24 protein-coding genes are annotated in these 23,201 nt (G+C 58.2%); 15 read left to right on the top strand and 9 right to left on the bottom strand.

Annotated elements, in window-relative coordinates:
- Nucleotides 1-67 precede the first annotated feature (67 nt).
- Genes SBC1_RS27500 through SBC1_RS27470 form a run of 7 tightly spaced genes read left to right on the top strand, consistent with a single transcriptional unit; the run spans nucleotide 68 to nucleotide 5,342 of the window.
- The gene (locus SBC1_RS27500) at nucleotides 68-442 is read left to right on the top strand and encodes a PilN domain-containing protein (RefSeq protein ID WP_165102094.1); all 375 of its coding nucleotides are present in this window, start codon (nucleotides 68-70) and stop codon (nucleotides 440-442) included.
- The gene (locus tag SBC1_RS27495; RefSeq protein ID WP_165102091.1) at nucleotides 439-1,020 is read left to right on the top strand and encodes a hypothetical protein; all 582 of its coding nucleotides are present in this window, start codon (nucleotides 439-441) and stop codon (nucleotides 1,018-1,020) included. Before SBC1_RS27500 ends, SBC1_RS27495 begins: the two co-directional genes overlap by 4 nt.
- Entirely contained in the window at nucleotides 1,017-1,631 is a 615-nt protein-coding gene (locus SBC1_RS27490) for a hypothetical protein (RefSeq protein WP_165102088.1), read from the top strand. The genes SBC1_RS27495 and SBC1_RS27490 overlap by 4 nt, the downstream gene beginning before the upstream one ends.
- 11 nt (nucleotides 1,632-1,642) lie before the next feature.
- The gene (locus tag SBC1_RS27485) at nucleotides 1,643-4,003 is read left to right on the top strand and encodes a secretin and TonB N-terminal domain-containing protein (protein WP_165102085.1); all 2,361 of its coding nucleotides are present in this window, start codon (nucleotides 1,643-1,645) and stop codon (nucleotides 4,001-4,003) included.
- A 43-nt stretch (nucleotides 4,004-4,046) separates the two neighbouring features.
- On the top strand, nucleotides 4,047-4,487 hold the full coding sequence (locus tag SBC1_RS27480; RefSeq protein WP_241202394.1) for a type II secretion system protein: 441 nt from the start codon (nucleotides 4,047-4,049) through the stop codon (nucleotides 4,485-4,487).
- A gap of 7 nt (nucleotides 4,488-4,494) precedes the next feature.
- Nucleotides 4,495-4,878, top strand: coding sequence for a type II secretion system protein (locus SBC1_RS27475; protein WP_165102079.1), 384 nt, complete (start codon nucleotides 4,495-4,497; stop codon nucleotides 4,876-4,878).
- Entirely contained in the window at nucleotides 4,872-5,342 is a 471-nt protein-coding gene (locus SBC1_RS27470) for a type II secretion system protein (RefSeq protein WP_243830321.1), read from the top strand. The genes SBC1_RS27475 and SBC1_RS27470 overlap by 7 nt, the downstream gene beginning before the upstream one ends.
- A 14-nt stretch (nucleotides 5,343-5,356) precedes the next feature.
- On the opposite strand, the gene SBC1_RS27465 is transcribed toward SBC1_RS27470, so the two are convergent.
- From SBC1_RS27465 to SBC1_RS27430, 8 genes are all read right to left on the bottom strand, one after another.
- Nucleotides 5,357-5,572 (bottom strand): DUF3079 domain-containing protein, encoded by a 216-nt coding sequence (locus SBC1_RS27465; RefSeq protein WP_165102073.1) that lies wholly within the window; start codon nucleotides 5,570-5,572, stop codon nucleotides 5,357-5,359.
- A gap of 268 nt (nucleotides 5,573-5,840) precedes the next feature.
- Entirely contained in the window at nucleotides 5,841-7,142 is a 1,302-nt protein-coding gene (gltA, locus tag SBC1_RS27460) for a citrate synthase (RefSeq protein ID WP_165102070.1), read from the bottom strand.
- 76 nt (nucleotides 7,143-7,218) lie between these two features.
- Nucleotides 7,219-7,491 (bottom strand): succinate dehydrogenase assembly factor 2, encoded by a 273-nt coding sequence (locus SBC1_RS27455; protein WP_062086335.1) that lies wholly within the window; start codon nucleotides 7,489-7,491, stop codon nucleotides 7,219-7,221.
- A 14-nt stretch (nucleotides 7,492-7,505) separates the two neighbouring features.
- Nucleotides 7,506-8,210 (bottom strand): succinate dehydrogenase iron-sulfur subunit, encoded by a 705-nt coding sequence (locus SBC1_RS27450; protein WP_031362534.1) that lies wholly within the window; start codon nucleotides 8,208-8,210, stop codon nucleotides 7,506-7,508.
- Nucleotides 8,211-8,225: 15 nt separating this feature from the next.
- On the bottom strand, nucleotides 8,226-10,004 hold the full coding sequence (sdhA, locus tag SBC1_RS27445) for a succinate dehydrogenase flavoprotein subunit (RefSeq protein ID WP_165989078.1): 1,779 nt from the start codon (nucleotides 10,002-10,004) through the stop codon (nucleotides 8,226-8,228).
- Nucleotides 10,005-10,007: 3 nt separating this feature from the next.
- The gene (gene sdhD / locus SBC1_RS27440; RefSeq protein WP_165102064.1) at nucleotides 10,008-10,382 is read right to left on the bottom strand and encodes a succinate dehydrogenase, hydrophobic membrane anchor protein; all 375 of its coding nucleotides are present in this window, start codon (nucleotides 10,380-10,382) and stop codon (nucleotides 10,008-10,010) included.
- A 2-nt stretch (nucleotides 10,383-10,384) separates the two neighbouring features.
- Nucleotides 10,385-10,795, bottom strand: a complete 411-nt coding sequence (gene sdhC, locus SBC1_RS27435) for a succinate dehydrogenase, cytochrome b556 subunit (protein WP_165102060.1) — start codon at nucleotides 10,793-10,795, stop codon at nucleotides 10,385-10,387.
- A 168-nt stretch (nucleotides 10,796-10,963) separates the two neighbouring features.
- Nucleotides 10,964-11,752, bottom strand: a complete 789-nt coding sequence (locus SBC1_RS27430; RefSeq protein WP_165102057.1) for a GntR family transcriptional regulator — start codon at nucleotides 11,750-11,752, stop codon at nucleotides 10,964-10,966.
- 599 nt (nucleotides 11,753-12,351) lie between these two features.
- On the opposite strand from SBC1_RS27430, the gene SBC1_RS27425 reads away from it, so the two are divergent.
- The 8 genes from SBC1_RS27425 to SBC1_RS27390 all read left to right on the top strand — a co-directional run bounded on the left by SBC1_RS27425 (nucleotide 12,352) and on the right by SBC1_RS27390 (nucleotide 21,477).
- Nucleotides 12,352-13,338, top strand: a complete 987-nt coding sequence (locus SBC1_RS27425; protein WP_165102054.1) for a malate dehydrogenase — start codon at nucleotides 12,352-12,354, stop codon at nucleotides 13,336-13,338.
- 167 nt (nucleotides 13,339-13,505) lie between these two features.
- The gene (locus SBC1_RS27420) at nucleotides 13,506-14,501 is read left to right on the top strand and encodes a CoA ester lyase (RefSeq protein ID WP_165102051.1); all 996 of its coding nucleotides are present in this window, start codon (nucleotides 13,506-13,508) and stop codon (nucleotides 14,499-14,501) included.
- Between the two features lie 30 nt (nucleotides 14,502-14,531).
- On the top strand, nucleotides 14,532-15,704 hold the full coding sequence (gene prpC, locus SBC1_RS27415) for a 2-methylcitrate synthase (protein ID WP_165102047.1): 1,173 nt from the start codon (nucleotides 14,532-14,534) through the stop codon (nucleotides 15,702-15,704).
- Between the two features lie 141 nt (nucleotides 15,705-15,845).
- Entirely contained in the window at nucleotides 15,846-16,382 is a 537-nt protein-coding gene (locus SBC1_RS27410) for a hypothetical protein (RefSeq protein ID WP_165102044.1), read from the top strand.
- A 25-nt stretch (nucleotides 16,383-16,407) separates the two neighbouring features.
- On the top strand, nucleotides 16,408-17,859 hold the full coding sequence (locus SBC1_RS27405; RefSeq protein ID WP_165102041.1) for a bifunctional 2-methylcitrate dehydratase/aconitate hydratase: 1,452 nt from the start codon (nucleotides 16,408-16,410) through the stop codon (nucleotides 17,857-17,859).
- 72 nt (nucleotides 17,860-17,931) lie between these two features.
- Nucleotides 17,932-20,649 carry an aconitate hydratase AcnA gene (gene acnA / locus SBC1_RS27400; protein WP_165102039.1) on the top strand — a complete coding sequence of 906 codons (2,718 nt, stop codon included), beginning with the start codon at nucleotides 17,932-17,934 and terminating at the stop codon, nucleotides 20,647-20,649.
- A gap of 188 nt (nucleotides 20,650-20,837) precedes the next feature.
- Nucleotides 20,838-21,074 (top strand): DNA-binding protein, encoded by a 237-nt coding sequence (locus SBC1_RS27395; RefSeq protein ID WP_165102037.1) that lies wholly within the window; start codon nucleotides 20,838-20,840, stop codon nucleotides 21,072-21,074.
- A complete protein-coding gene (locus SBC1_RS27390; protein WP_165102035.1) occupies nucleotides 21,061-21,477 on the top strand; it encodes a type II toxin-antitoxin system VapC family toxin in 417 nt (138 codons plus the stop codon). The genes SBC1_RS27395 and SBC1_RS27390 overlap by 14 nt, the downstream gene beginning before the upstream one ends.
- Nucleotides 21,478-21,523: 46 nt before the next feature.
- On the opposite strand, the gene SBC1_RS27385 is transcribed toward SBC1_RS27390, so the two are convergent.
- A complete protein-coding gene (locus SBC1_RS27385) occupies nucleotides 21,524-22,972 on the bottom strand; it encodes an NAD-dependent succinate-semialdehyde dehydrogenase (RefSeq protein ID WP_165102033.1) in 1,449 nt (482 codons plus the stop codon).
- Nucleotides 22,973-23,201: the final 229 nt, after the last annotated feature.

Genomic DNA, 23,201 nt, shown 5'->3' with positions numbered 1-23,201 from the left:
TCTTCTACAGCAGCGTGAACAAATAATAGAGAAAGCTGAGGAAGCGTCTCACCGTGCGGCATTCCGTGTGCGTCCCGTTTCTGTTCCTCCACCTGCCGCACTCAACCTGGTATTTGCGGAAATGCGCTATCCGTGGATCGATGTACTAAACAGCCTGCAACATGTAACCAAAGCGGGAGTTGAATTAATCACGCTGGAGCCAGACGCTGGCGCGGTCCGTCGTGTGAATATCACTGGGGTAGCAGATCAGCCGAAAGATGTGTTCGACTTGATGGCGGCGCTGCAGAGCGACCCCTCGTGGTCTTCGGTTGAACTCGTCAGCCAGACCAGAAACGACGACGCGGGGTTACCACAGGTCAACAGTTCGATACTGCCAGGGCTGCCCACAACCTCGCGGCGTAGTGTTTCCTTCTCGCTCATAGCTGAATGGGGACGACCATGAACTGGAAAAAGCTCCGGAGAATAGTCTCCTGGCACATCGCATGCGTCTTGGACTGGTTCAAGTGGCAATACACCATCGCAGCAGGGCTTGTGCTCTCGTGGGCGACGTTGATCTGCGCAATCGACTCTCCGCTGCACGCAGATACTCAGCTGATGACATCGCGGCTGGCTCCGCACGTCGCCTTTGAACGGGCAAAGCCCCGCTCGGCCAAACTGGACTCATCGGCGCCGCGCGATTTGGCACGTGATTTCGCGGCCTCGCTGCCTGAATTTAAGGAGCACATAGCACAGCTTCGTGCGTTGAATTCGCTGGCGGAAAAAAATGGCGTCGTCATTACGCGCATCGATTACCGGTACGAACAGTTGCCCGCGCTGCCGATCAGGAAGCTCGCCTTACGCATGGATGTGAGGGGAGACGAAGCGCAGCAACAGTCGTTCTTGCGAACGACGCTAAACACGTTTCCAAACTTGTCGGTCGCGCGTCTCGCGTATGCGAAGAATGCAGATGGAGCCGCCAAACTGGATCAAAAACTGGACCTCAATCTGTACTACCGGCTGCTCCCTAAGGCAGCTTCATGAAGCTGACTGTTTCAAAACCGGTGCAGTTGGTATTGATGGCGACAGTGGTCGGCTCGATCTTCTTGCTACTTCGAGCTGAACCTGTCGAACTGCCACTGCCCCCCCTTGCGCGGACGTCGTCCATTAGGGAAAGGGACACCGCTGCCTCGAAAACCTCTGACCGAGACGACCTGCCGTGGACTCGGCCGGTGCTGCCCGATCCCGTGCCACCCGAGCCGACCGCTCAGCAAGCGTCAGGAATGCCCCCTCTTCCGGGTGCGGGTGTTACCGCAGTCGCGGGCTCTACGCCACCGCTGCCCCCGCTTCCGGACGCAATGAGGCAACCGGACGTGGTTTATCTCGGCCGGATGATCAAGGACGGCAAGGTCCAGGTCTTTTTTGCATCGAACGGCGATCCAGTCGTCTTGAGCGCCGGAGAAGTGCTAAACGGCATCTGGCGCATTCAGGAGATCACGCCAACCGATGTCACGCTTCACCACTTGCAAACCGGGGAAACGCGGCTTATTGCGACAGGCGGCAGCGCCGACACGCATCCGACGAGCGCCGCGCCGACTCAGGTCGGCCACCGCTTCCTCGCGAGCCAACCTACACAACGGCAACAGCCCGACTAACAGGCAGACGGATGAGTAATGAGCAGCTTTGGCAGCAGCGTTTCTGCGCGCACGCAGTCGGTCATGTGCAACGGCCAGTGCTGGCGTTGTGCGTTGGTGCGATTGTATTCAGCATCGGCGGGTGTGCCGGCTACAGTGATTGGCGGGACGGAGACAAGCTGATTAAGGAAGGTAAGGTTAGCGAAGGCTTGGGGAAAATGCAGCAGGCATCAGCAGAGAATCCGGAGCAGTACCGGATGAAGTTCATCGCCCAGCGTGACCGCCAAATGCAGTCGATCATGCAAAAGGCCGCAGCAGCACGCTACGACGAGCATGCCGACGAAGCGCTGGCCGCATATCAGGATGTGCTGCATTACGACCCACAGAATACCGAGGCATTGCGTGGCATTGGGTTGATCGCACGCGAGCAGCGCGAAAAGACTGAAATGGACGAGGCAAGATCCGCGATCGGCAAGAGCGATGCCGCCACTGCCAGGCAATTGCTCAATGCCATCCTGTCTGAAAACCCCAGCCATATGCAAGCGCGCCAGATGTTGCAGCAGATCGACGCGCAGTCCACACGCGCCGCGATGGTACTGCCGGCACTAAACCAGTCGCTGCAGACACCTGTCACGCTGGAATTGAAGGATGTCGACATCCGCTCCGTCCTTGCGATCCTGACGCAGACATCTGGCATCAGCTTCGTGTTGGACAAAGACGTCAGTCCCGATCTCCGAACTACAATCTACGCACGAAACACCACGGTTGCTGACGCTCTGAACCTAATCCTTCAGACCTCACAACTCGACAAGAAGATACTGAATGACACCACCTTTCTTGTTTATCCGGCGAACGACGAGAAAAGGAAGCGCTATGACGACCTGGTCGTAAGGTCTTATTTCCTGAACAGTGCAGACCCCAAAAAAGTGCAGGAAATGCTGCGCGCAGTGGTGACGCCGAAGTCGATTTACGTCGATGAGCGATTGAAGATGTTGGTGGTGCGCGACACCGAATCAGTACAGGACACCATTCTTCGCCTGATCGACCTATACGATATAGCGAGCCCGGAGGTGATCCTCGAGGTGGAAGTGCTGGAGGTAAATTCCAACGATCTGCTCAACTTGGGCGTCCAATTTCCGACCAGTGTTAGCGCAAGCCTGGTGGGACCGGCCGGCATCCCTGCGAGCCTGACCATCGATCAACTGAAAGGCGTGAATCGGAATAGTTTTCCGTTGACCTTTCCCGATCCGTTTGCTGTCTTGAACCTGCGTCAGACCAGCGGCAGTACACACACCTTGGCAAACCCGCGCATTCGCGTGCTCAATCGAGAGAAGGCCAGCGTGATGATCGGCGATAAGGTGCCCGTAATCACATCAACTGTGAATCAAAATTCAAACGCGATCACCGAATCGATCAGCTATCTTGATGTCGGCCTGAAGCTGGAAGTGGAACCTGAAATTCATATCGACAACGATGTGACAATGCACGTCTCGCTGGAAGTCAGCAACATCATCAAGGAAGTCCGCTCATCGGCTACTGGTCTGCTTGCCTATCAGATTGGTACACGGAACGCGAATACCGTACTGCGCCTGCGTGACGGTGAGACTCAGGTACTGGCCGGTTTGATCAAGACCGACAGCCAGGAATCTGGTACCCATATTCCGGGCATAGGGAAGATTCCGGTACTTGGGCGGCTCTTTTCCAACACCAACGATACCAACGCGCGCTCTGAAATCGTTTTGCTGATTACGCCGCATGTGACACGTTCGTTGGCAGTACCGGGTTCCTATGCGCAGGCATTCCCAAGCGGAACCGCCGAGCAAGTGTCAGCTCGCCCACTGCGTCTGACGCCCGCCGCACAATACAGTGATTCCGATAGCTTGCCTGCCACGGCCGCATCACCCACGGACACCACAGTCGCTCCACCACCCACATCGGGACCGGGCGCCGCCGCTAGTGCGTCCTCCTCAGTCGTGCACGTCGCGACCGACCCAACAAACTCGCAGGGCAAAACAAACTCTGTACGTTTTGACTTGGCCGTACCGCCTCAGGCTGCGTCGAAGACGAGCTTTACCGTCAATCTGCTCGCCAATGGCCCCAGCTTTGAAAAAGCCGAACTCGATCTCATGTTGGACCAGCCCGAGATTCAACTGCTCAAAGTTGAAGCTCGCACGGGTGTAACGGTAGATGCGAAGCAGGATGGCAATAGGCTTCATATCTCGATCGGAAAAGCAGCGGCCAATGGCTCTCTCGCAATGATCACATTCCAGGCGGATCACCCGTCGAACGGACCGCTCAATCTGTCCTTGCAGAACCTGAAGGTGGAGAACGAAAACCATGAAGAGTTGGCCGTCACGGTGGCACTTCCAAAACAGATTATGGTGTCGCCGTGAAATGAAGAAGAGGTGCCTCCATTCCGGTTTTACGTTGATCGAAATGATCGTCACTGTTGCCTTGGTTGCGATCATCGCTTCGGTCGCGACACCGTTTGTCAAGATGCATGAGCAGCGTGAGAAAGAACGCGAGCTAAAACAAGCTCTACGAGAGATTCGGACTGCGATTGATGTCTACAAACAAGCAGGCGACGAAGGCCGGATTGCTCGCTCCGCTGATTCGACCGGTTATCCACGTTCCTTGGACGAGCTGACAAAAGGTCTTGTGGATAAGCGTGACCCAAAAGGCAAAAAGATTTTTTTCCTTCGTCGCGTGCCGCGGGATCCTATGAATCCGACGCAATCCGAATCCGCGCAGGACAGCTGGGGGATACGCAGCTATTCCAGCGAAGCCGACGATCCGCAAGAGGACGGCGACGTGTACGACGTGTATTCGCTAAACGACAGGAAGGGAACTAACGGCATCCCTTATCGGAAATGGTGAAAAAAAGATGAACCCACAGAGCCAGAATCGTGGCTTTACACTGATCGAATTGCTGGTGGTGCTCGCGATAGTCGCGACGTTGCTGTCAATTGTCGCACCACGCTACGTTCATCAGGCCGATCGAGCAAAGGAAGCGGCCTTAAAAGAGAATCTGTCAGTCCTGCGCCGGGCGCTAGACCAGTATTACGGCGATACCGGCAGTTATCCAGAAAAACTATCCGTTCTAACCGAGCGGCACTATCTTCGCGCGCTGCCGCTTGATCCGGTCACCAACCGCTCCGATAGTTGGGCGCCAGTGGCGGGAGTTGACGAAGATGACAAAACTATCGTCGATGTGAAGAGTGGTGCGTCAGGCAAAGCGCTCGACGGCACGGAATACAACTCGTGGTGAAGAACCGGTCGAGTTTCGCGCGACAGCGGGGCGTCACGTATTTTTGGGCGCTGTTGATGGTGCTGTTCATCACGCTGGGTCTCGGCAAGCTGCTTGAAAATGTCGCGATGACTGATAAGCGCAACCGTGAGACGGAACTGCTCTACACCGGCAATCTGTATCGGGAGGCAATTCGGCAGTACTCTCAGAGCACGCCAGTCGGCGCAAAACCGTATCCAGAGAAACTCAATGATTTGCTACGCGACCCACGCTATCCGGTGATACGCCGCTATCTGCGCAGGCTCTATCCAGATCCGATCACGGGAGAAGCGTTTATCCCGATTCCCGCTCCGGACGGCGGTGTAATGGGTGTGCACAGCGTGTCGCTTCGCAAACCAGTCAGGGTAGCCGGATTTCGGACTGATCAGACGAGTTTTGCAGCGGTGAAAAGCTACCAACAGTGGGAGTTTAGTTATGCGCCGTGAGCCAGCTTATGGTTCTATGCAGCGTCGTCCTGCCGAACGCCGTGCACCGTCGCCATATCCTCAGCAACGCTTTGTTCCCATTCGAGCCAATCGTCGCCAAGCACTTCTATTGGATGTTGCGTGCGAACGTTGCCGTTTCCGCAATTCATCGAATCGGCGGCGCAGTATTTATCGCATCCCCAACAATTTCGTTCGGGATGCTTCGGGTGTACAGGGAATTTCTTTGCCATTTGATTGGCCCTCCTCGCGGATGGAAGACGCGAAGAGCGGTCGCTGGCTTCGCACCATCTGTCATTCTCCCTCTGTTTGGGTCTGTCGAACGAGGGCCGCGGCAATTGGCATCAGGATTTGCCCGGCTCGCGCTTATTTGCCACACGCGAGTTTCGCGCCGCCAAAAAAAACGCCCCAACAGTCAACCTGTCGGGGCGCTCCCAATCCATCCCGCCTCACGCATTTCACGACCTTACGGGTCATGCAAAGCGTGAGCCAGACTACCGCTTACCGCTTCTCAATCGCCTTCGCTTCGCGCGGCGTTTCGCCGATAAACAATTGACGCGGACGGCCAATCTTCTGTTCCGGATCAGCGATCATTTCGTTCCACTGTGCAATCCAGCCCACCGTCCGAGCCATTGCAAACACACACGTGAACATAGCCGTCGGAATACCCAGCGCGCGCTGAACAATGCCCGAATAGAAATCAACATTCGGATACAGCTTACGCGACACAAAGTACTCGTCTTCCAGCGCAATCTTTTCCAGCGCCATTGCCAGCTTGAACAATGGGTCGTCATGCAGACCAAGCTCTTCAAGCACTTCATGGCAAGTCTCACGCATCAATTTCGCGCGCGGATCGTAGTTCTTATAAACGCGATGCCCGAAGCCCATCAGCTTCACGCCCGAATTCTTGTCCTTCACCTGCTTGATAAACTCAGGAATGTTGTCGACAGAGCCAATCTCTTCCAGCATGTTCAACGCAGCTTCATTTGCACCGCCATGCGCCGGGCCCCAAAGACAAGCAATGCCAGCAGCAATACAAGCAAACGGATTCGCACCCGACGACCCAGCCAGACGCACGGTCGACGTCGAAGCGTTCTGCTCATGGTCCGCATGCAAGATCAAAATCCGATCCAGCGCGCGCACGAGCACGTCGTTGACCTTGTACTCTTCGCACGGGTTCGAGAACATCATGTGCATGAAGTTCGCGCTGTACGACAAATCGTTCTTCGGATAAACGAACGGCTGGCCGATCGTGAACTTATACGCCATGGCCACCAGCGTAGGCAGCTTCGCGATCATGCGAATGGCCGACACTTCACGATGACGCGGGTCGTTGATATTCAGCGAGTCGTGATAGAACGCCGACAACGCGCCAACCGCGGCCACGAGCACCGCCATCGGGTGCGCGTCGCGACGGAAACCGCGGTAGAAGAAATGCATCTGCTCGTGAACCATCGTGTGTTTCGTGACGGTTTCAACGAAGTCGGCCTTCTGCTGGACCGTCGGCAGATCGCCGTGCAACAGCGCGTAGCAGGTCTCCATGAAGTCGGCCTGGACCGCGAGTTCCTCGATCGGATACCCGCGATACAGCAACTCACCCTTGTCGCCGTCGATGTACGTAATTGCGGAATTGCACGCCGCCGTCGACATGAAGCCCGGATCGTACGTGAACTTGCCGGTCTGGCCGTACAGCTTGCGGATGTCAATTACGTCCGGGCCCAGGGTGCCCTTGTAGATCGGCATTTCAACGCTCGGCGAGTTGTCGCTGAACGATAGCGTGGCTTTAACATCTGACGGGGTCATAGCACATCCTCAATCGAAGTATGGAAACAGGTTTTCGATAATTCGCACGACTCTTGCATACGCCACGTGGACTAGCTCAGGCAGAGCGCAGCATCTCCAGCACGCGGGTCATATCCGGCGAGGCCAGTTCGCCATCCGGTTCCTTGCGTGCCAGCAGCAAGTCCATCAGGTCGTTGTCGCTCAGTTCCAGCAGTTGCGTCAGAACACCAACGTCCGCGTCACTGAGGTCATGCTCATATCGGCTGAAAAAACGCTCGAAGATCAGATCGTTTTCCAGCAGACCGCGCCGCGCGCGCCACCGAAGGCGTGCGCGGCGTAGAGGGTCGGACTGATGCCCGGAGTCATTCATGACACAAGTCCTTCTCAGACAGCGCGGCGCACCATCAATTCTTTGATCTTGCCAATAGCCTTCGTGGGATTCAGTCCCTTCGGGCACACATCGACGCAATTCATGATCGTATGGCAACGGAACAGACGGTACGGATCTTCCAGGTTGTCGAGACGTTCACCCGTCGCTTCGTCACGGCTGTCCGCAATGAACCGATAGGCTTGCAACAAGCCCGCCGGACCCACGAACTTGTCCGGGTTCCACCAAAAGCTCGGGCATGAAGTCGAGCAGCTCGCACACAGAATGCACTCATACAGGCCGTCGAGCTCGTCGCGCTCTTCAGGCGTTTGCAGACGCTCTTTTTCCGGCGGCGGCGTGTCGTTGATCAGGTACGGCTTGATCGAGTGATACTGGTTGAAGAACTGCGTGAAATCGCAAATCAGGTCGCGCACAACAGGCAAGCCCGGCAGCGGACGCAACACGATCTTCTGCGGCAGGTCGTTCATGTTCTGCAAGCAAGCCAGACCGTTCTTGCCGTTGATGTTCATGGCGTCCGAACCGCACACGCCTTCACGGCACGAACGGCGGAACGACAGCGTTTCATCGACGGACTTCAGCTTCAGCAGCGCGTCCAGCAACATGCGCTCGTGCGAGTCGATCTCGATCTCGTACGTCTGCATGCGGGGCGCTGCGTCCTTGTCCGGATCGTAGCGGTAAATTTCAAAAGTACGCTTTGCCATTTCGATTCCTTTGCCTTAGAAGGTACGCGCTTTCGGCGGCACCGATTCGACCGTCAGCGGCGTCATATGCACCGGCTTGTAATCGAGCCTGTCGCCTTCGCTGAACCACAGCGTGTGCTTCATCCAGTTCTCGTCGTCGCGAATTTCGAAGTCGCTTTGCGCGTGCGCGCCGCGGCTTTCCTTGCGCGCTTCGGCCGAGACCATGGTGGCTCGCGCCACTTCGATCAGGTTCGCGAGTTCCAGCGCTTCGACCTTCGCCGTGTTGAATACCTTCGACTTGTCCTTCAGATGCACATGCTTCACGCGCTCGGACAATTCCTTGACCTTGTCCACACCTTCCGACAGCAACTTCGACGTACGGAACACGCCCGCATGCGCCTGCATGGTCGAGCGGATGTCGCCCGCGATCGATTGCGTGTATTCGCCCGACGACGACCTCTCCAGCACGGCGAGGCGTTCAAGCGCGGCGTCGGCGGCGTCGGCCGGCAGCGGCTTGTGTTCCTTCATGTCCAGCGCATGCTTGATGATGTGGTTGCCGGCCGCGCGGCCGAACACAACCAGATCCAGCAACGAGTTCGTGCCCAGGCGGTTCGCGCCGTGCACCGAGACGCACGAACATTCGCCGACCGCGTAGAAGCCATTCACCGGCTCTTCGTAACCGCCCTTCAACGTACCCACGACCTGGCCGTGAATGTTCGTAGGAATGCCGCCCATCTGGTAATGGATGGTCGGCACAACCGGGATCGGTTCCTTGATGCAATCCACGTTCGCGAATTTCATCGCGATCTCGCGGATCGACGGGAGACGCTTCATGATGGTCTCGGCGCCGATATGCGACAGGTCCAGCAAGACGTGGTCCTTGTTCGGACCTACACCGCGACCTTCCTTGATTTCCTGGTCCATTGAACGCGAAACGAAGTCGCGCGGCGCCAGATCCTTCAGCGTCGGCGCGTAACGTTCCATGAAGCGTTCGCCGTCCGAATTGCGCAAAATGCCGCCTTCACCGCGCACACCTTCGGTAATCAGCACGCCCGCACCGGCCACGCCAGTCGGGTGAAATTGCCAGAATTCCATGTCCTGCAAAGCGATGCCCGAGCGGGCCGCCATGCCAAGTCCGTCGCCGGTATTGATGAACGCGTTGGTCGATGCCGCGAAGATCCGGCCCGCGCCGCCCGTGGCGAACAGCGTGGTCTTGCCTTCGAGAATATGGACGTCGCCGGTTTCCATTTCCATGGCGGTCACGCCGAGCACGTCGCCGTCGGCGTCGCGGATCAGGTCCAGCGCCATCCATTCAACGAAGAAGTGCGTCTTGGCCGCGACGTTCTGCTGGTACAGCGTGTGCAGCAACGCGTGGCCGGTACGGTCGGCGGCGGCGCAAGCGCGTTGCACCGGCTTTTCACCGTAGTTCGCCGTATGGCCACCGAACGGGCGCTGATAGATCGTGCCGTCCGCGTTGCGGTCGAACGGCATGCCCATGTGTTCGAGTTCGTAGACTGCGTTCGGCGCTTCACGGCACATGAATTCGATCGCATCCTGGTCGCCGAGCCAGTCGGAGCCCTTGATGGTGTCGTAGAAGTGGTAGTGCCAGTTGTCTTCGCTCATGTTGCCGAGCGACGCGCCAATACCGCCTTGAGCCGCGACAGTGTGCGAACGCGTCGGGAATACCTTCGACAGCACCGCGACGGACAAACCCGCGCGAGCGAGTTGCAGCGACGCGCGCATGCCGGAACCACCTGCACCCACGATAACTACGTCGAAACGGCGACGCGGCAGGGACGTTTTAATTGCAGCCATTCTTTACACTCTCCAGAGAATCTGTGCCGCGTAGCCGATACAGCCGACCAGCCAGAGGATCGTCGCCACTTGAAGGAACAGGCGCAAGCCGACGGGCTTGATGTAGTCCATCCAGATGTCGCGAATGCCGACCCACGCGTGATAAAAGAGCGAGAGCAAGGCTACGAACGTGGCAAGCTTCATCCATTGCATGGCGAAAATGGATGCCCAGCCGTCGTACGAAAAATCACGCGCGCCAAAAAACCAGAACAGCAGGACCAGCGTGTACAGGGCCATTACCACGGCGGTAATGCGTTGCGCCAGCCAGTCGCGCAGACCGTAGTGCGCGCCTACAACCAGGCGCTTGGGACCAATTCGATTGTTGTTGTTCGCTGCCATTCTCAGAAGGCTCCAAAGAGTTTAAGCGCAACGACGATTGTCAGCAGAGATGACACCACGAGCACAACGATGGACGTCTGCTTGCCGCCTTCCTTGCTCACTGCGCGATGGGTATCGAGCAGCAGGAAGCGGATGCCGGCGCAAAAGTGGAACAGGAAGGACCACGAAAGCACGAGGACGACGATCTTGATGAGGGGATTGGCGAGAAAGCCCTTGAAGCTGTCGAAACTGATCTCCGACGTGAGGCTTTGGTCCAGCAGATAGAGCAGAAACGGCAGCGATACGAATAGAAGCAGACCACTGATGCGGTGAAGAATTGAAACCTTTCCCGCTAGTGGCAAGCGGTAGGTTGCTAGCTGAGCAATTCCGATATTCCGGTACTCAGGTCTTGGTTTTTTTACGGCTTCAGCCATGCTAGACCCCAACTTTGTTATCACACTAGTCCGCGATTTTAGCGCCTTTTTATATCGCGCTGCAGCGAAATGCCGCGCAAGAGGCTATTGCTAATCGCGTGAGAAAGGCTTTTAAGGCGCCCCTTGGGTCCGCCGCCAAGCCATCCACGTCCCGTTTTAACTCCCGCTTCAACTCAAATCGTTTTGATAGTAATAGCCGTTCGTGACATACCACCCGCGCCGCACTTCCACCGGCCGGTCGCCATACGTGTACGACACCCGCTCGACCGACAGCAGCGGCGACCCGGCGGCCACGCCAAGCAGTTCAGCGACTGCGTCGTCCGCCCCCACCGCCCTGATTTTCTCCGATGCCCGGATCATGCGCGTGCCGAATTCCGTTTCGAACATTGCGTAAAGCGGGCCTTTGTAATCTGCCAGGCGCTCAGCCGTCAGTCCGCGGAAAACCGCGCCGGGCAACCAGATTTCGTCGAAGACGGTGGTTTCGCCGTCGAATTGCAGCAATCGTTTGATACAGACAACCGGGTCTGCCGGCTTCAAGTCCAGTTGGCGAGCGATCTCGGCGGGTGCGCGCAAACGGCGGCACTCCAGCAACCGGCTCACGTGGGGATGAAGGTCGCCGTCTTCCGGCAGCAACCGGAGAAAGCGGAACTGTACGCGATCTTCGTTGTGCGTTGCAACAAACGTGCCCTTGCCCTGACGGCGCACGAGCAGGTTGTCCGCGGCGAGTTCGTCGATGGCTTTGCGCACGGTCCCCTGACTCACCTTGTAACGGGCGGCCAGTTCGACTTCGCTGGGGATCATTTCGCCGGGCTTCCAATCACCCGATTCCAGCCCTTGCGTAATCAGGGTCTTGATCTGCTGGTATAGCGGGCTGAACGTTGGCGACGAAGCGGACACGACTTCCGTCGCGCCGGCTGCGCCGGGAAGGTTCGTGGTGCTCGCTGGGTTCGAATTCATGCGCGCATTTCATCATAAAGCGCCAAGCCGCGTCTAGCGTTTTCCCGGGTATTCCTATGTCTTATATAAGACATAGGATACGGTTGACTTTGACCTGATCGAATCCTACACTCCTTGGCGAGCAAGGGTTTGCGGGATGCTGCGCGTTTCATGCCGCGCACCCGGCGCGTCGGCCAGCCAAGCGCTGGCCACAAGGACGCACCAGATCGCCCTACCGCTCACCGCTTCAAGCCGAACGGCTTTCGTGTTCGCTGCCGCTGCCAGTGCCCCGCTCTCGCAACGCCCGCGCCCTCGAAAACGCGACGCACGAAGCATGAGGCGTGTACGAGGCATATAAGCGGCGCTGAACCAGCAGGATCCAGCGCAAATCCCATGCTCGCCCAAGCCAGATTCCCAGCACGAGGATCGGGCTGCGATTGCCGGCATGCTACCGGAAAGACCATGACAATCTCGCTTCAGGCGCGACGCCATTGGGTTTTCGGGGCAACCCGCGGGGCGACCCGCGCAGTTCGATTCACATGCTTCATCAACGCTTCGCGTAACGCGCCTAAAATGGCGTTTTCCCCTAGCGTTTCACGCACCGTTCAGGAGTGTTCTCAATGGCTAAGTCCGCAAAGCGCGTTGCCGTCACAGGCGCCGCAGGTCAAATCGGTTACTCGTTGCTGTTCCGCATCGCCAACGGCGACCTGCTGGGCAAAGACCAGCCGGTCATCCTTCAGTTGCTAGACCTGCCGCAGGCGCAAGGCGCCGTCAAGGGCGTAGTCATGGAACTGGAAGACTGCGCGTTCCCGTTGCTGGCCGGCGTGGTTGTCACCGACGACCCGAAGGTTGCATTCAAGGACGCCGACGTCGCGTTGCTGGTCGGCGCCCGTCCCCGTTCGAAGGGCATGGAGCGTAAGGACCTGCTGTCCGCCAACGCCGAGATCTTCACGGTGCAAGGCAAGGCGCTCAATGAAGTGGCAAGCCGCGACGTGAAGGTGCTCGTGGTAGGCAACCCGGCCAACACGAACGCGTACATCGCAATGAAGTCGGCGCCGGATCTGCCGAAGAAGAACTTCACGGCCATGCTGCGCCTGGACCACAACCGCGCGCTGTCGCAACTGGCAGGCAAGTCGGGCAAGCCGGTCGCATCGATCGAAAAGCTGGCCGTGTGGGGCAATCACTCGCCGACCATGTACCCGGATTTCCGTTTCGCCACGGTCGAAGGCGAGTCGCTGACCAAGCTGATCAACGACGACGAATGGAACCGCAACACGTTCATCCCGACCGTCGGCAAGCGCGGCGCGGCGATCATCGAAGCGCGTGGCTTGTCGTCGGCGGCGTCGGCAGCTAACGCGGCTATCGACCATGTGCGCGACTGGGTGCTGGGCACGAACGGCAAGTGGGTCACCATGGGCATTCCGTCCGATGGTTCGTACGAAATCCCGGAAGACATCATCTACGGCGTTCCCGTGACGTGCGAAAACGGCGAATACAAGCGCGTTGAAGGCCTGGAAATCGACGCGTTCTCGCGCGAGAAGATGACCGGCACGCTGAACGAATTGCTCGAAGAGCGTGAAGGCGTGGCGCACCTGCTGGGCAAGTAAGCGGGTCTGGCAGTCTTTGTGTTTCACGCGAGCGCCTGGCCGGAAGGCTGGCGCTCGCCGCTGATTCGAGTGTGTTTGGTGTTTGACGTTGACGCGTGACATAACGTCCGAACTCACCCGAATCCGCCGTTTCCACCACCCTCTTTACAAGCAAGCCGACGCCGACGATGCGCGCTCTCACCCCCGCCGAAGTCCTGTTTGAAGGCGACGTTCCACCCGCTGTGATGCCCCCTTGCGATCACTATGCAGGCAGCGAAAAGCTGATCAGGAAATCGCTCGCCCTGCAGGCGCAACTCGGCCCGGTGTTCGACGTCACGCTCGACTGCGAGGACGGCGCGCAAGTCGGTCAGGAAGCCACGCACGCGGAACTGGTGGCATCGTTTCTGGGCAGCGAGGAAGACCGCTTTGGCCGCGTGGGCGTGCGTATCCACGACTTCCAGAACCGCGCCTGGCGCGACGACGTGCGCATCATCCTGCGCGCCGCCAGGAAAGCACCCGCGTACATCACGCTGCCCAAAATTCGCAGCGTCTTCGATGCCGCCGAAATGATCGCGTTCGTCGAAGCGTCGCGGTGCGAGTTTGGGATCAAGCAAGCTATCCCGTGTCAGTTGCTGATCGAAACACATGGCGCGCTGGCCGAGGTCTTCGAACTCGCCGCGCTGCCGGGCGTCGAGGCGCTGAGCTTCGGGCTGATGGATTTTGTATCGGCGCATAACGGCGCGATCCCTGACACCTCGATGCGCTCGCCCGGGCAGTTCGATCATCCGCTCGTGCGGCGCGCGAAGCTCGAGATCGCGGCGGCTTGCCACGCGCATGGCAAGGTGGCGTCGCATAACGTTTCTACGGAAGTGCGCGACATGAGCGTGGTCGCGAGCGATGCCCAGCGTGCCCGCAACGAGTTTGGCTACACGCGCATGTGGAGCATTCACCCGGATCAGATCCAGCCAATCGTCGATGCCTTCCTGCCGCGGCAAGATGAGATTGCAACCGCGACGGCGATTTTGCTCGCCGCGCAAAACGCGCACTGGGGACCGACGCGACATCAGGACACGTTGCACGATCGCGCAAGCTATCGGTATTACTGGTCGGTGCTGCGCCGCGCGAAAGCGTCGGCCCAGGCGCTGCCCGAAGGCGCAGAGACGCTTTTTTCAGAAGACAAGTAACGCGTTCTACATATCAGGAGACTGGGTCGAATGAGCGATACGTTAGAGAAAGAAGCACCCGCCACCGGCGGCTTCAAACCGAAGAAATCGGTCGCGCTGTCGGGCGTGACGGCCGGTAATACCGCGCTGTGCACCGTCGGCAAGACGGGCAATGACTTGCACTATCGTGGCTACGATATTCTTGATATTGCCGGGTCGTCCGAGTTCGAGGAGATCGCGTATCTGCTCGTCCATGGCAAGCTGCCCACCGTCGCGGAGCTCAAGACCTACAAGGCCAAGCTCAAGGGTCTGCGCGGGCTTCCCGCGAACCTGAAAGCCGCGCTGGAATGGATTCCCGCATCCGCCCACCCGATGGATGTGATGCGCACGGGCGTCTCCGTGCTCGGCACCGTACTGCCCGAGAAAGAAGACCACAACATCGCGGGAGCCAAGGATATTGCCGATCGCCTGATGGCCTCTCTCGGTTCAATTCTTCTGTACTGGTATCACTATTCGCATAACGGCCGGCGCATTGAAACCGAGACCGATGACGATTCCATCGGCGGGCACTTCCTGCATTTGCTGCATGGTGTTCCGCCGTCGAAGTCGTGGGTCGATGCAATGCACGCATCGCTGATTCTCTACGCTGAGCACGAATTCAACGCATCAACGTTCACCTGCCGCGTGATCGCAGGCACGGGCTCGGACATGTACTCGGCCATCACGGGCGGCATTGGCGCGTTGCGCGGCCCGAAGCATGGCGGCGCGAACGAAGCCGCGTTCGATATTCAATCGCGCTATCAAACGCCCGACGAAGCGGAAGCGGATATCCGCCGACGCGTGGAAGCGAAGGAAGTGGTCATCGGCTTCGGTCATCCGGTGTACACGATCTCCGATCCGCGCAACAAGGTGATCAAGGAAATCGCGAAAAAATTGGCGAAGGAAGCAGGCGACACGAAGCTCTACGACATCGCCGAGCGCCTTGAAACAACCATGTTGGACGCGAAGAAGATGTTCCCGAATTTGGACTGGTTCAGCGCGGTGTCGTATCACGCGATGGGCGTGCCCACGGCCATGTTCACGCCGCTGTTCGTGATATCGCGGACCTCGGGCTGGAGCGCTCACATCATTGAACAACGTATCGATAACAAGATCATCCGGCCGAGCGCAAATTACACAGGTCCCGAAAATCTGAAGTTCCAGTCTATAAATAAGCGAAAATAGCGCGCTGCGTGCGCCGGATAGCCAAATCGGCGCGCGTGCTTTCGCAAAACGGGCCAATGCAGCCGGTCATTTCTACCCACGAACTGCCGCTGCAAACGCCCCGATTGAACATTTAAACGAAATTTAGAAAGGCTGTCATTGATGAATAAACTCCTGATCGCTAGCGTTGTCGGCGCCCTGTCCTTCTCGGGCATGCTCGCCAGCACGAGCGCGCTGGCCGCAGATGCCACGACGACCACCACTCCGGCCAAATCGACGACGGCCAAGAAGGCCGTGGCTAAACGCCCCGCACCGGCACGCCGCCTGATCAAGCGTAAACCCGCTACAGAAGCTAAAAATGCAGCAAAAGTAGACCCGATTCCGGAAGGCGCAACGAAATGGTCGTGCAACGAAGGTCTGGCTTTCTACCTGAAAGGCGACATGAAGCGTGACCAGGTCGTCACCGTCAACTGGGCGAAGAAGGACTATCAACTGCCGCGCGAAACAACCACCACCGGCGCGGATCGTTTCCACGACGCAGCATCGGGCATGGACCTGGTCGTGATCCCGAGCAAGGCCATGTTGTTCTCAGACAAGGACTCGTCGCGTCTCGCCGACGAATGCAAGACGGATGAAATGGCTTCAGCAGGCGTGCCGGCACCCACGCAGTCCAACGCACTGATCAAGAACGTCAAGTAAGTTAGTTTTTACAAGAGGTTTTTCGATGTCCGCACCGATTTCCAATGTCCGGCCCGAGCCGGACCGAGTACTAGTCGATATTGTCGACTACGTTCTCGACTACAAGATCGACAGCACGCTCGCGCTCGACACGGCGCGCAACTGCCTGATCGATACGCTCGGCTGCGGACTCGAAGCACTGACCTATCCTGCATGCACCAAGCTGATGGGACCCATTGTGCCCGGCACGATAGTCCCCAACGGCGCCAAGGTGCCTGGCACCTCTTTCCAGCTCGACCCGGTTCAGGCTGCGTTCAACATTGGCGCGATGATCCGCTGGCTCGACTTCAACGACACATGGCTGGCTGCCGAATGGGGCCATCCGTCGGACAATCTCGGCGGTATTCTGGCAACGGCCGACTGGCTCTCGCGTAGCGCGGTGGCCACCGGTAAGAAGCCGCTGTCGATGAAAGACGTCTTGATCGCGATGATCAAGGCGCACGAAATTCAAGGCTGTATCGCGCTGGAAAACTCGTTCAACAAGGTCGGTCTCGATCACGTTTTATTGGTCAAACTGGCATCCACGGCCGTCGTCGGTCAGATGATCGGGTTGACGCGCGATGAGTTGATCAATGCCGTATCTTTGGCCTTCGTCGATGGTCATTCGCTGCGCACGTATCGGCACGCGCCGAATACGGGCTCGCGCAAGTCGTGGGCAGCGGGTGACGCAACTTCGCGCGCCGTACGTCTCGCGTTGATCGCGAAGACGGGCGAGATGGGCTATCCGTCGGTTCTGACCGCTAAAACATGGGGTTTTTACGACGTGCTCTTCAAGGGCAACGAGTTCAAGTTCCAGCGTCCGTACGGTTCGTACGTGATGGAAAACGTGCTGTTCAAGATCTCGTTTCCGGCTGAGTTCCACTCGCAAACGGCCGTGGAAGCGGCAATGACCTTGCACGCCAAGCTCACGGAAACCGGCAAGAAGGTTGAAGACATCAAGAAGATCACGATCCGCACGCACGAAGCGGCGATTCGGATTATCGATAAAAAGGGTCCGCTCGATAACCCCGCCGACCGCGATCACTGCATTCAATACATGATCGCCGTGCCGTTGATCCATGGTCGCCTGACCGCTCTGGATTATGAAGATTCAGTAGCGAAGGATCAGCGCATCGACACCTTGCGCGCCAAGATGGAATGCGTGGAGGACCCGCAATTCACGAAGGATTATCACGATCCGGAGAAGCGTTCTATCGCTAATGCGCTGACCGTCGAGTTCAACGACGGCAGCCAGTTCGACGAAGTGGTCGTCGAATATCCGATTGGACACAAACGCCGTCGCGAAGACGGCATCCCCCTTCTGGTCGAGAAGTTCAGGACCAACCTTGCACGGCGTTTCCCAGCCAAGCAGCAAGAGGCGATCCTCGCGGTATCGCTGGATCAGGCAACGCTCGAAGCAATGCCGGTCAATGAATACGTTGATTTGTACGTGATTTAGTCAGGATTCGTCACTCGTTTTAGATCAAACGTTTCGAAGGTATTTCCTCGTTTAAACCAAGGGAAAAAAAACATGGCCCACAATCTCCACAAAACGCTCAAGGAATTCGACAGCGGTTCCGGCAAAGGCAAGTACTACTCGTTGCCCGCACTCGGAAAGGCGCTGAACATCAAGATCGAACGCTTGCCGGTGTCGATCCGCATCGTGCTGGAATCGGTGCTGCGCAACTACGACGGCAAGAAGATCGGCGAAGAACACATCAAGCAGTTGGCGACCTGGAAGCCGGTCGCAGATCGTACCGATGAAATCCCGTTCGTCGTCTCGCGCGTCGTGCTGCAGGATTTCACCGGCGTGCCGCTGCTCGCCGACATCGCTGCAATGCGTGGCGTTGCACAGCGCGCAGGCAAGGATCCGAAGGCGATCGAGCCGCTCGTGCCGGTCGATTTGGTGGTCGATCACTCGGTGCAAATCGATTACTTCCGCCAGAAAGACGCGCTCGACCTGAACATGAAGCTGGAATTCCAACGCAATAACGAGCGCTACCAGTTCATGAAGTGGGGCATGCAAGCCTTCGATACGTTCAAGGTCGTGCCGCCGGGCGTGGGTATCGTTCACCAGGTGAACCTGGAATATCTGGCGCGTGGCGTGCACAAGAAGACGGTCGACGGCGATACGGTGTATTACCCGGACACGCTCGTCGGCACGGATAGCCACACGACGATGATCAACGGTATTGGCGTGGTGGGCTGGGGCGTGGGCGGTATTGAAGCTGAAGCCGGCATGCTCGGCCAGCCGGTGTATTTCCTGACGCCGGACGTGGTGGGCGTTGAGCTGAAGGGCAAGATTCGCGAAGGCGTGACGGCAACCGACCTGGTGCTGACCGTTACCGAAATGCTGCGTAAAGAGAAGGTCGTTGGCAAGTTCGTCGAGTTCTTCGGCGAAGGCACGAAGTCGCTGTCGCTGCCGGACCGCGCGACCATCGGCAACATGGCGCCGGAATACGGTGCAACCATGGGCTTCTTCCCGGTCGATGAAAAGACCATCGACTACTTCAAGGGCACGGGCCGTACCGAAGCAGAAATCAAAGCGTTCGAAGCCTATTTCAAGGCGCAAAACCTGTTCGGCGTGCCGAAGGCCGGCGAGATCGACTACACGAAGACGCTCACGCTCGACTTGGGCACGGTTGCTCCGTCGCTGGCAGGTCCGAAGCGTCCGCAAGACCGTATCGAGATCGGCAATGTGAAGTCGAACTTCACCGAGCTGTTCTCGAAGGCTGTCAGCGACAACGGCTTCGGCAAGAAGGCTGCCGATCTGGACAAGCAATACGTGACCACGAACAACGTCGATGTGAAGAACGGCGACATCCTGATCGCCGCCATCACGTCGTGCACGAACACGTCGAACCCAAGCGTATTGCTTGCCGCCGGCCTGCTTGCAAAGAAGGCCGTGGAAGCCGGTTTGACGGTTGCACCGCACATCAAGACGTCGCTGGCGCCGGGATCGCGGATTGTCACCGAGTACCTGACGAAGACCAACCTGCTGACGTACCTCGACCAGCTTGGTTTCACGCTGGCCGCTTACGGCTGCACGACGTGTATTGGTAACGCGGGCGACCTGACGCCTGAACTGAACGACGCGATCACGAAGAACGATATTGTGGCGGCTGCCGTGCTGTCGGGTAACCGTAACTTCGAAGCGCGTATTCATCCGAACATCCGCGCCAACTTCCTGGCTTCGCCGCCGCTGGTCGTGGCTTACGCCATTGCCGGGAACATGACCGTCGACCTGATGACGGAACCGGTTGGCAAGGGCAAGAACGGCAAGGACATCTTCCTCGGCGACATCTGGCCGACGAGCGAAGAAGTCAACTCACTGTTGAAGTACGCGCTGGACGCCGATGCGTTCCGCAAGAACTACGCCGAACTCACGAAGACCGGTGATTTGTGGAGCAAGATCGAAGGCGAAGCGGGTCAGGTTTATGACTGGCCGAAGTCGACGTACATCGCTGAGCCGCCGTTCTTCGGCAAGGACTTTTCGATGACGCCGGCCGACAGCATCCCTGAAGTCAAGGGCGCGCGTCCGCTGGGCATTTTCGGTGACTCGGTCACGACCGATCACATCAGCCCGGCTGGTTCGATCAAGGAAAGCTCGCCCGCAGGCGTGTGGCTGAAGGCGAATGGCGTGCAGAAGGCCGACTTCAACAGCTACGGCTCGCGTCGCGGCAACCATGACGTCATGATGCGCGGCACGTTCGCCAACGTGCGGATCAAGAACCTGATGATCCCGCTGAAGGAAGACGGTTCGCGCGTGGAAGGCGGCGTGACGATATTCCAGCCGAGCGGCGAAGAAATGTCGATTTATGACGCAGCCATGAAGTACATCGACGAAGGCACGCCGACTATTGTGTTTGCCGGCGAAGAGTACGGCACGGGTTCGTCGCGCGACTGGGCCGCCAAGGGCACGCAATTGCTCGGCGTGAAACTGGTGGTGGCACGTAGTTTCGAGCGGATTCACCGTTCGAACCTGGTCGGCATGGGCGTGTTGCCGCTGCAGTTCAAGGGCACGGACAGTGTGCAGTCGTTGAACATCACGGGCGAAGAAACGTTCGATCTGGAGGGCCTGACTTCCGATATCAAGCCGCAGCAGGAAGTGACGCTCGTGATCCATCGCAAGGATGGCAGCGAGCAGCGCGTGACGGTGTTGCTGCGTATTGATACGCCGATTGAAGTGGATTACTACAAGCACGGCGGGATCCTGCCGTTCGTGCTGCGCTCGCTGCTGGCAGCGTAAGTTTTTCCACTTTTCTGCGGTAGCTTTTTGCAGGTGACCGCGCCCTTTTGAGATCAGGGCGCGGGAACGTTGAACCCGGCTTCGGCCGGGTTTTTTTTCGGGGTTTATAGAGCGCAATGCTTGATAGCAACGATCGCATTTTCCCGTTTGAGTGCTATCATTGATAACATTCAATGGGAGGAGCAGCGATGGCCAATTTACTGGTTCGCGGAATTGATGAAGCACTGGTCCAAAGCCTGCGCGAACGCGCTGCCGCTCACGGTCGGAGCGCCGAAGCCGAGCATCGGGAAATTCTTGCTCAGGCGCTTAGCCGTCCCAAAAAACGCAGCCTGGCGGAAGTGTTAGCAAGCATGCCGAACGTCGGAGAGGACGCTGATTTCGAGCGGATTCAAGATACTGGTGGGGCGCCCCGTGTATTTGATTGATACAAATGTTATTAGCGAAATTCGGAAAGGCGCGAACGCGAATAAAGGCGTGCGCAAGTTATTTAAGCGAATCGGTAAAGACGAGATTCGGCTGCATTTGTCAGCCGTGACAATGGGCGAACTACGTCGTGGAACTGAAGCGGTAAGGCATCGAGGCGATGCTCCGCAGGCTGCGATGCTCGAAGCCTGGCTAGGAACAATATTGGACGATTACGCGATGGACGTCATCTCGATCGATGACGACGTTGCTCAACTCTGGGGCCGCTTGCGGGTGCCGAACCCCGAAAACCCAATAGACAAACTGATTGCCGCCACCGCTCTGATGCACGATCTCACGGTCGTGACGCGGAACACCAAAGACTTTGAAAAAACAGGCGTCAAACTACTTAATCCGTTTGAGTAATCCGTTGAATGGCGCGGCTTCGCCGCGCCATCTACCCGAATCAGTCTTACCGCGCCTCGCTCACAAACTTCGTCACGAGATACGCTTCCATCGCTTCGCTGCCGCCTTCCGAGCCATAACCCGAATCCTTCACGCCGCCGAACGGCGTTTCCGGAATACCCAACCCGTGGTGGTTGATCGACACCATCCCGCTTTCGATGTCCTCGCCCACCGCCGCCGACGTCGCGCTCGAACGCGTGTACGCATACGCGGCCAAGCCATACGGCAGACGGTTCGCTTCAACAATCGCTTCGTCGTAGTTCTTGAAAGTCGAAATAGGTGCGATCGGGCCAAACGGTTCTTCCGTCATGATGCGAGCTGACATCGGTACATTGGCGAGCACCGTCGGCGCGAAGAAATAGCCTTCGCGGCCAATGCGTTCGCCGCCCGTCAGCACCTTCGCACCCTGCTCCACCGCATCGGCAACCAGACGTTCCATTGCCTGCAAGCGGCGGCCGTTGGCAAGCGCCCCCATCTGCACGCCTTCTTCCAGGCCGTTGCCGACTTTCAGCTTCTTCGTCGTCGCGACGAAATGCTCCGTGAATTCCTCGTAAGCGGATTCCTCGACGATAAAACGCGTCGGCGAAATGCACACCTGACCGGCATTGCGGAACTTGGCGCTGGCCAGAAGTTTCGCGGCGCGCGGAATGTCGGCATCGGCGAAAACCAGTGCGGGCGCGTGGCCGCCGAGTTCCATCGTGGCGCGTTTCATGTGCTCACCGGCCATCGCGGCCAGCAACTTGCCGACTGCCGTGGAGCCCGTGAACGAGATCTTGCGGATCAGCGGATGCGTGATCAGGAACTTGGAGACATCGGCGGGAACGCCAAACACGAGGTTCAGCACGCCAGCAGGCAAACCTGCGTCGATGTAAGCCTGAACCAGCGCCGCGCAGCTCGCCGGCGTTTCTTCCGGGCCTTTCAGGACCACCGAGCATCCTGCCGCCAGCGCCGCCGATACCTTGCGCACAGCCTGATTGATCGGGAAATTCCACGGCGTGAAAGCGGCAACCGGGCCGACCGGCTCACGCGTCACGATCTGGCGCACATTACCGGCGCGGGCCGGGATCACGCGGCCGTACGTCCGGCGCGCTTCTTCAGCGAACCAGTCGATAGTGTCCGCTGCGCCGAGCACTTCAATGCGCGATTCGGCCAGCGGCTTGCCCTGTTCCATGGTCATGATCGCGGCCACTTCCTCGGCGCGGTCGCGCAGGTTTTGCGCGGCACGGCGCATGAGCTTGCTGCGATCGAATGCCGATACCTTGCGCCAGGCCGCAAAACCGCGTCCGGCGGCTTCGGCAGCGTCGGCGAGATGCTGTTCGCTTGCCAGCGAGAGGCGGCCAATTTCTGCTTCCGTCGCCGGGTTGACGACGGCCGTGTCGCGGCTGCCAGCGCGCCATGCGCCGTCGATGTACAACTGCGTGTTCGGGTAATTGCGCGATAGAGTGCTGTCGCTCATGCCTGGCTCCTGATGTTCGTGATGTTCACGGTTATTGGGGAAACTGCCGCCGGTGTTGATTCAACATTCTCAACATTCGAAACCCGGCGAATTAACCATTTATGGTAACGCGATCACGAGGGTTTTGCTCGCGGCGGTGAATCCGGGCGTGGTTGCGGGCCGCAGAGGGCGGTTTTTACGTCGGATATTTCCGTCGGTTTGAACTTAAACTGACCGCTCCGGCTGGCGG

The sequence above is a fragment of the Caballeronia sp. SBC1 genome (assembly GCF_011493005.1).
GTDB lineage: Bacteria > Pseudomonadota > Gammaproteobacteria > Burkholderiales > Burkholderiaceae > Caballeronia.
This window is presented reverse-complemented; position numbering and strand designations above follow the sequence as displayed.

What these genes read in the sequence shown, in the direction of transcription:
- SBC1_RS27495 (WP_165102091.1), top strand. Translation starts at nt 439, where the DNA reads ATGAACTGGAAAAAGCTCCGGAGAATAGTCTCCTGGCACATCGCATGC.
- SBC1_RS27490 (WP_165102088.1), top strand. Translation starts at nt 1,017, where the DNA reads ATGAAGCTGACTGTTTCAAAACCGGTGCAGTTGGTATTGATGGCGACA.
- SBC1_RS27485 (WP_165102085.1), top strand. Translation starts at nt 1,643, where the DNA reads ATGAGTAATGAGCAGCTTTGGCAGCAGCGTTTCTGCGCGCACGCAGTC.
- SBC1_RS27480 (WP_241202394.1), top strand. Translation starts at nt 4,047, where the DNA reads ATGATCGTCACTGTTGCCTTGGTTGCGATCATCGCTTCGGTCGCGACA.
- SBC1_RS27475 (WP_165102079.1), top strand. Translation starts at nt 4,495, where the DNA reads ATGAACCCACAGAGCCAGAATCGTGGCTTTACACTGATCGAATTGCTG.
- SBC1_RS27465 (WP_165102073.1), bottom strand. Translation starts at nt 5,572, where the DNA reads ATGGCAAAGAAATTCCCTGTACACCCGAAGCATCCCGAACGAAATTGT.
- gltA (WP_165102070.1), bottom strand. Translation starts at nt 7,142, where the DNA reads ATGACCCCGTCAGATGTTAAAGCCACGCTATCGTTCAGCGACAACTCG.
- SBC1_RS27455 (WP_062086335.1), bottom strand. Translation starts at nt 7,491, where the DNA reads ATGAATGACTCCGGGCATCAGTCCGACCCTCTACGCCGCGCACGCCTT.
- SBC1_RS27450 (WP_031362534.1), bottom strand. Translation starts at nt 8,210, where the DNA reads ATGGCAAAGCGTACTTTTGAAATTTACCGCTACGATCCGGACAAGGAC.
- sdhA (WP_165989078.1), bottom strand. Translation starts at nt 10,004, where the DNA reads ATGGCTGCAATTAAAACGTCCCTGCCGCGTCGCCGTTTCGACGTAGTT.
- sdhD (WP_165102064.1), bottom strand. Translation starts at nt 10,382, where the DNA reads ATGGCAGCGAACAACAACAATCGAATTGGTCCCAAGCGCCTGGTTGTA.
- sdhC (WP_165102060.1), bottom strand. Translation starts at nt 10,795, where the DNA reads ATGGCTGAAGCCGTAAAAAAACCAAGACCTGAGTACCGGAATATCGGA.
- SBC1_RS27430 (WP_165102057.1), bottom strand. Translation starts at nt 11,752, where the DNA reads ATGAATTCGAACCCAGCGAGCACCACGAACCTTCCCGGCGCAGCCGGC.
- SBC1_RS27425 (WP_165102054.1), top strand. Translation starts at nt 12,352, where the DNA reads ATGGCTAAGTCCGCAAAGCGCGTTGCCGTCACAGGCGCCGCAGGTCAA.
- SBC1_RS27420 (WP_165102051.1), top strand. Translation starts at nt 13,506, where the DNA reads ATGCGCGCTCTCACCCCCGCCGAAGTCCTGTTTGAAGGCGACGTTCCA.
- prpC (WP_165102047.1), top strand. Translation starts at nt 14,532, where the DNA reads ATGAGCGATACGTTAGAGAAAGAAGCACCCGCCACCGGCGGCTTCAAA.
- SBC1_RS27410 (WP_165102044.1), top strand. Translation starts at nt 15,846, where the DNA reads ATGAATAAACTCCTGATCGCTAGCGTTGTCGGCGCCCTGTCCTTCTCG.
- SBC1_RS27405 (WP_165102041.1), top strand. Translation starts at nt 16,408, where the DNA reads ATGTCCGCACCGATTTCCAATGTCCGGCCCGAGCCGGACCGAGTACTA.
- acnA (WP_165102039.1), top strand. Translation starts at nt 17,932, where the DNA reads ATGGCCCACAATCTCCACAAAACGCTCAAGGAATTCGACAGCGGTTCC.
- SBC1_RS27395 (WP_165102037.1), top strand. Translation starts at nt 20,838, where the DNA reads ATGGCCAATTTACTGGTTCGCGGAATTGATGAAGCACTGGTCCAAAGC.
- SBC1_RS27385 (WP_165102033.1), bottom strand. Translation starts at nt 22,972, where the DNA reads ATGAGCGACAGCACTCTATCGCGCAATTACCCGAACACGCAGTTGTAC.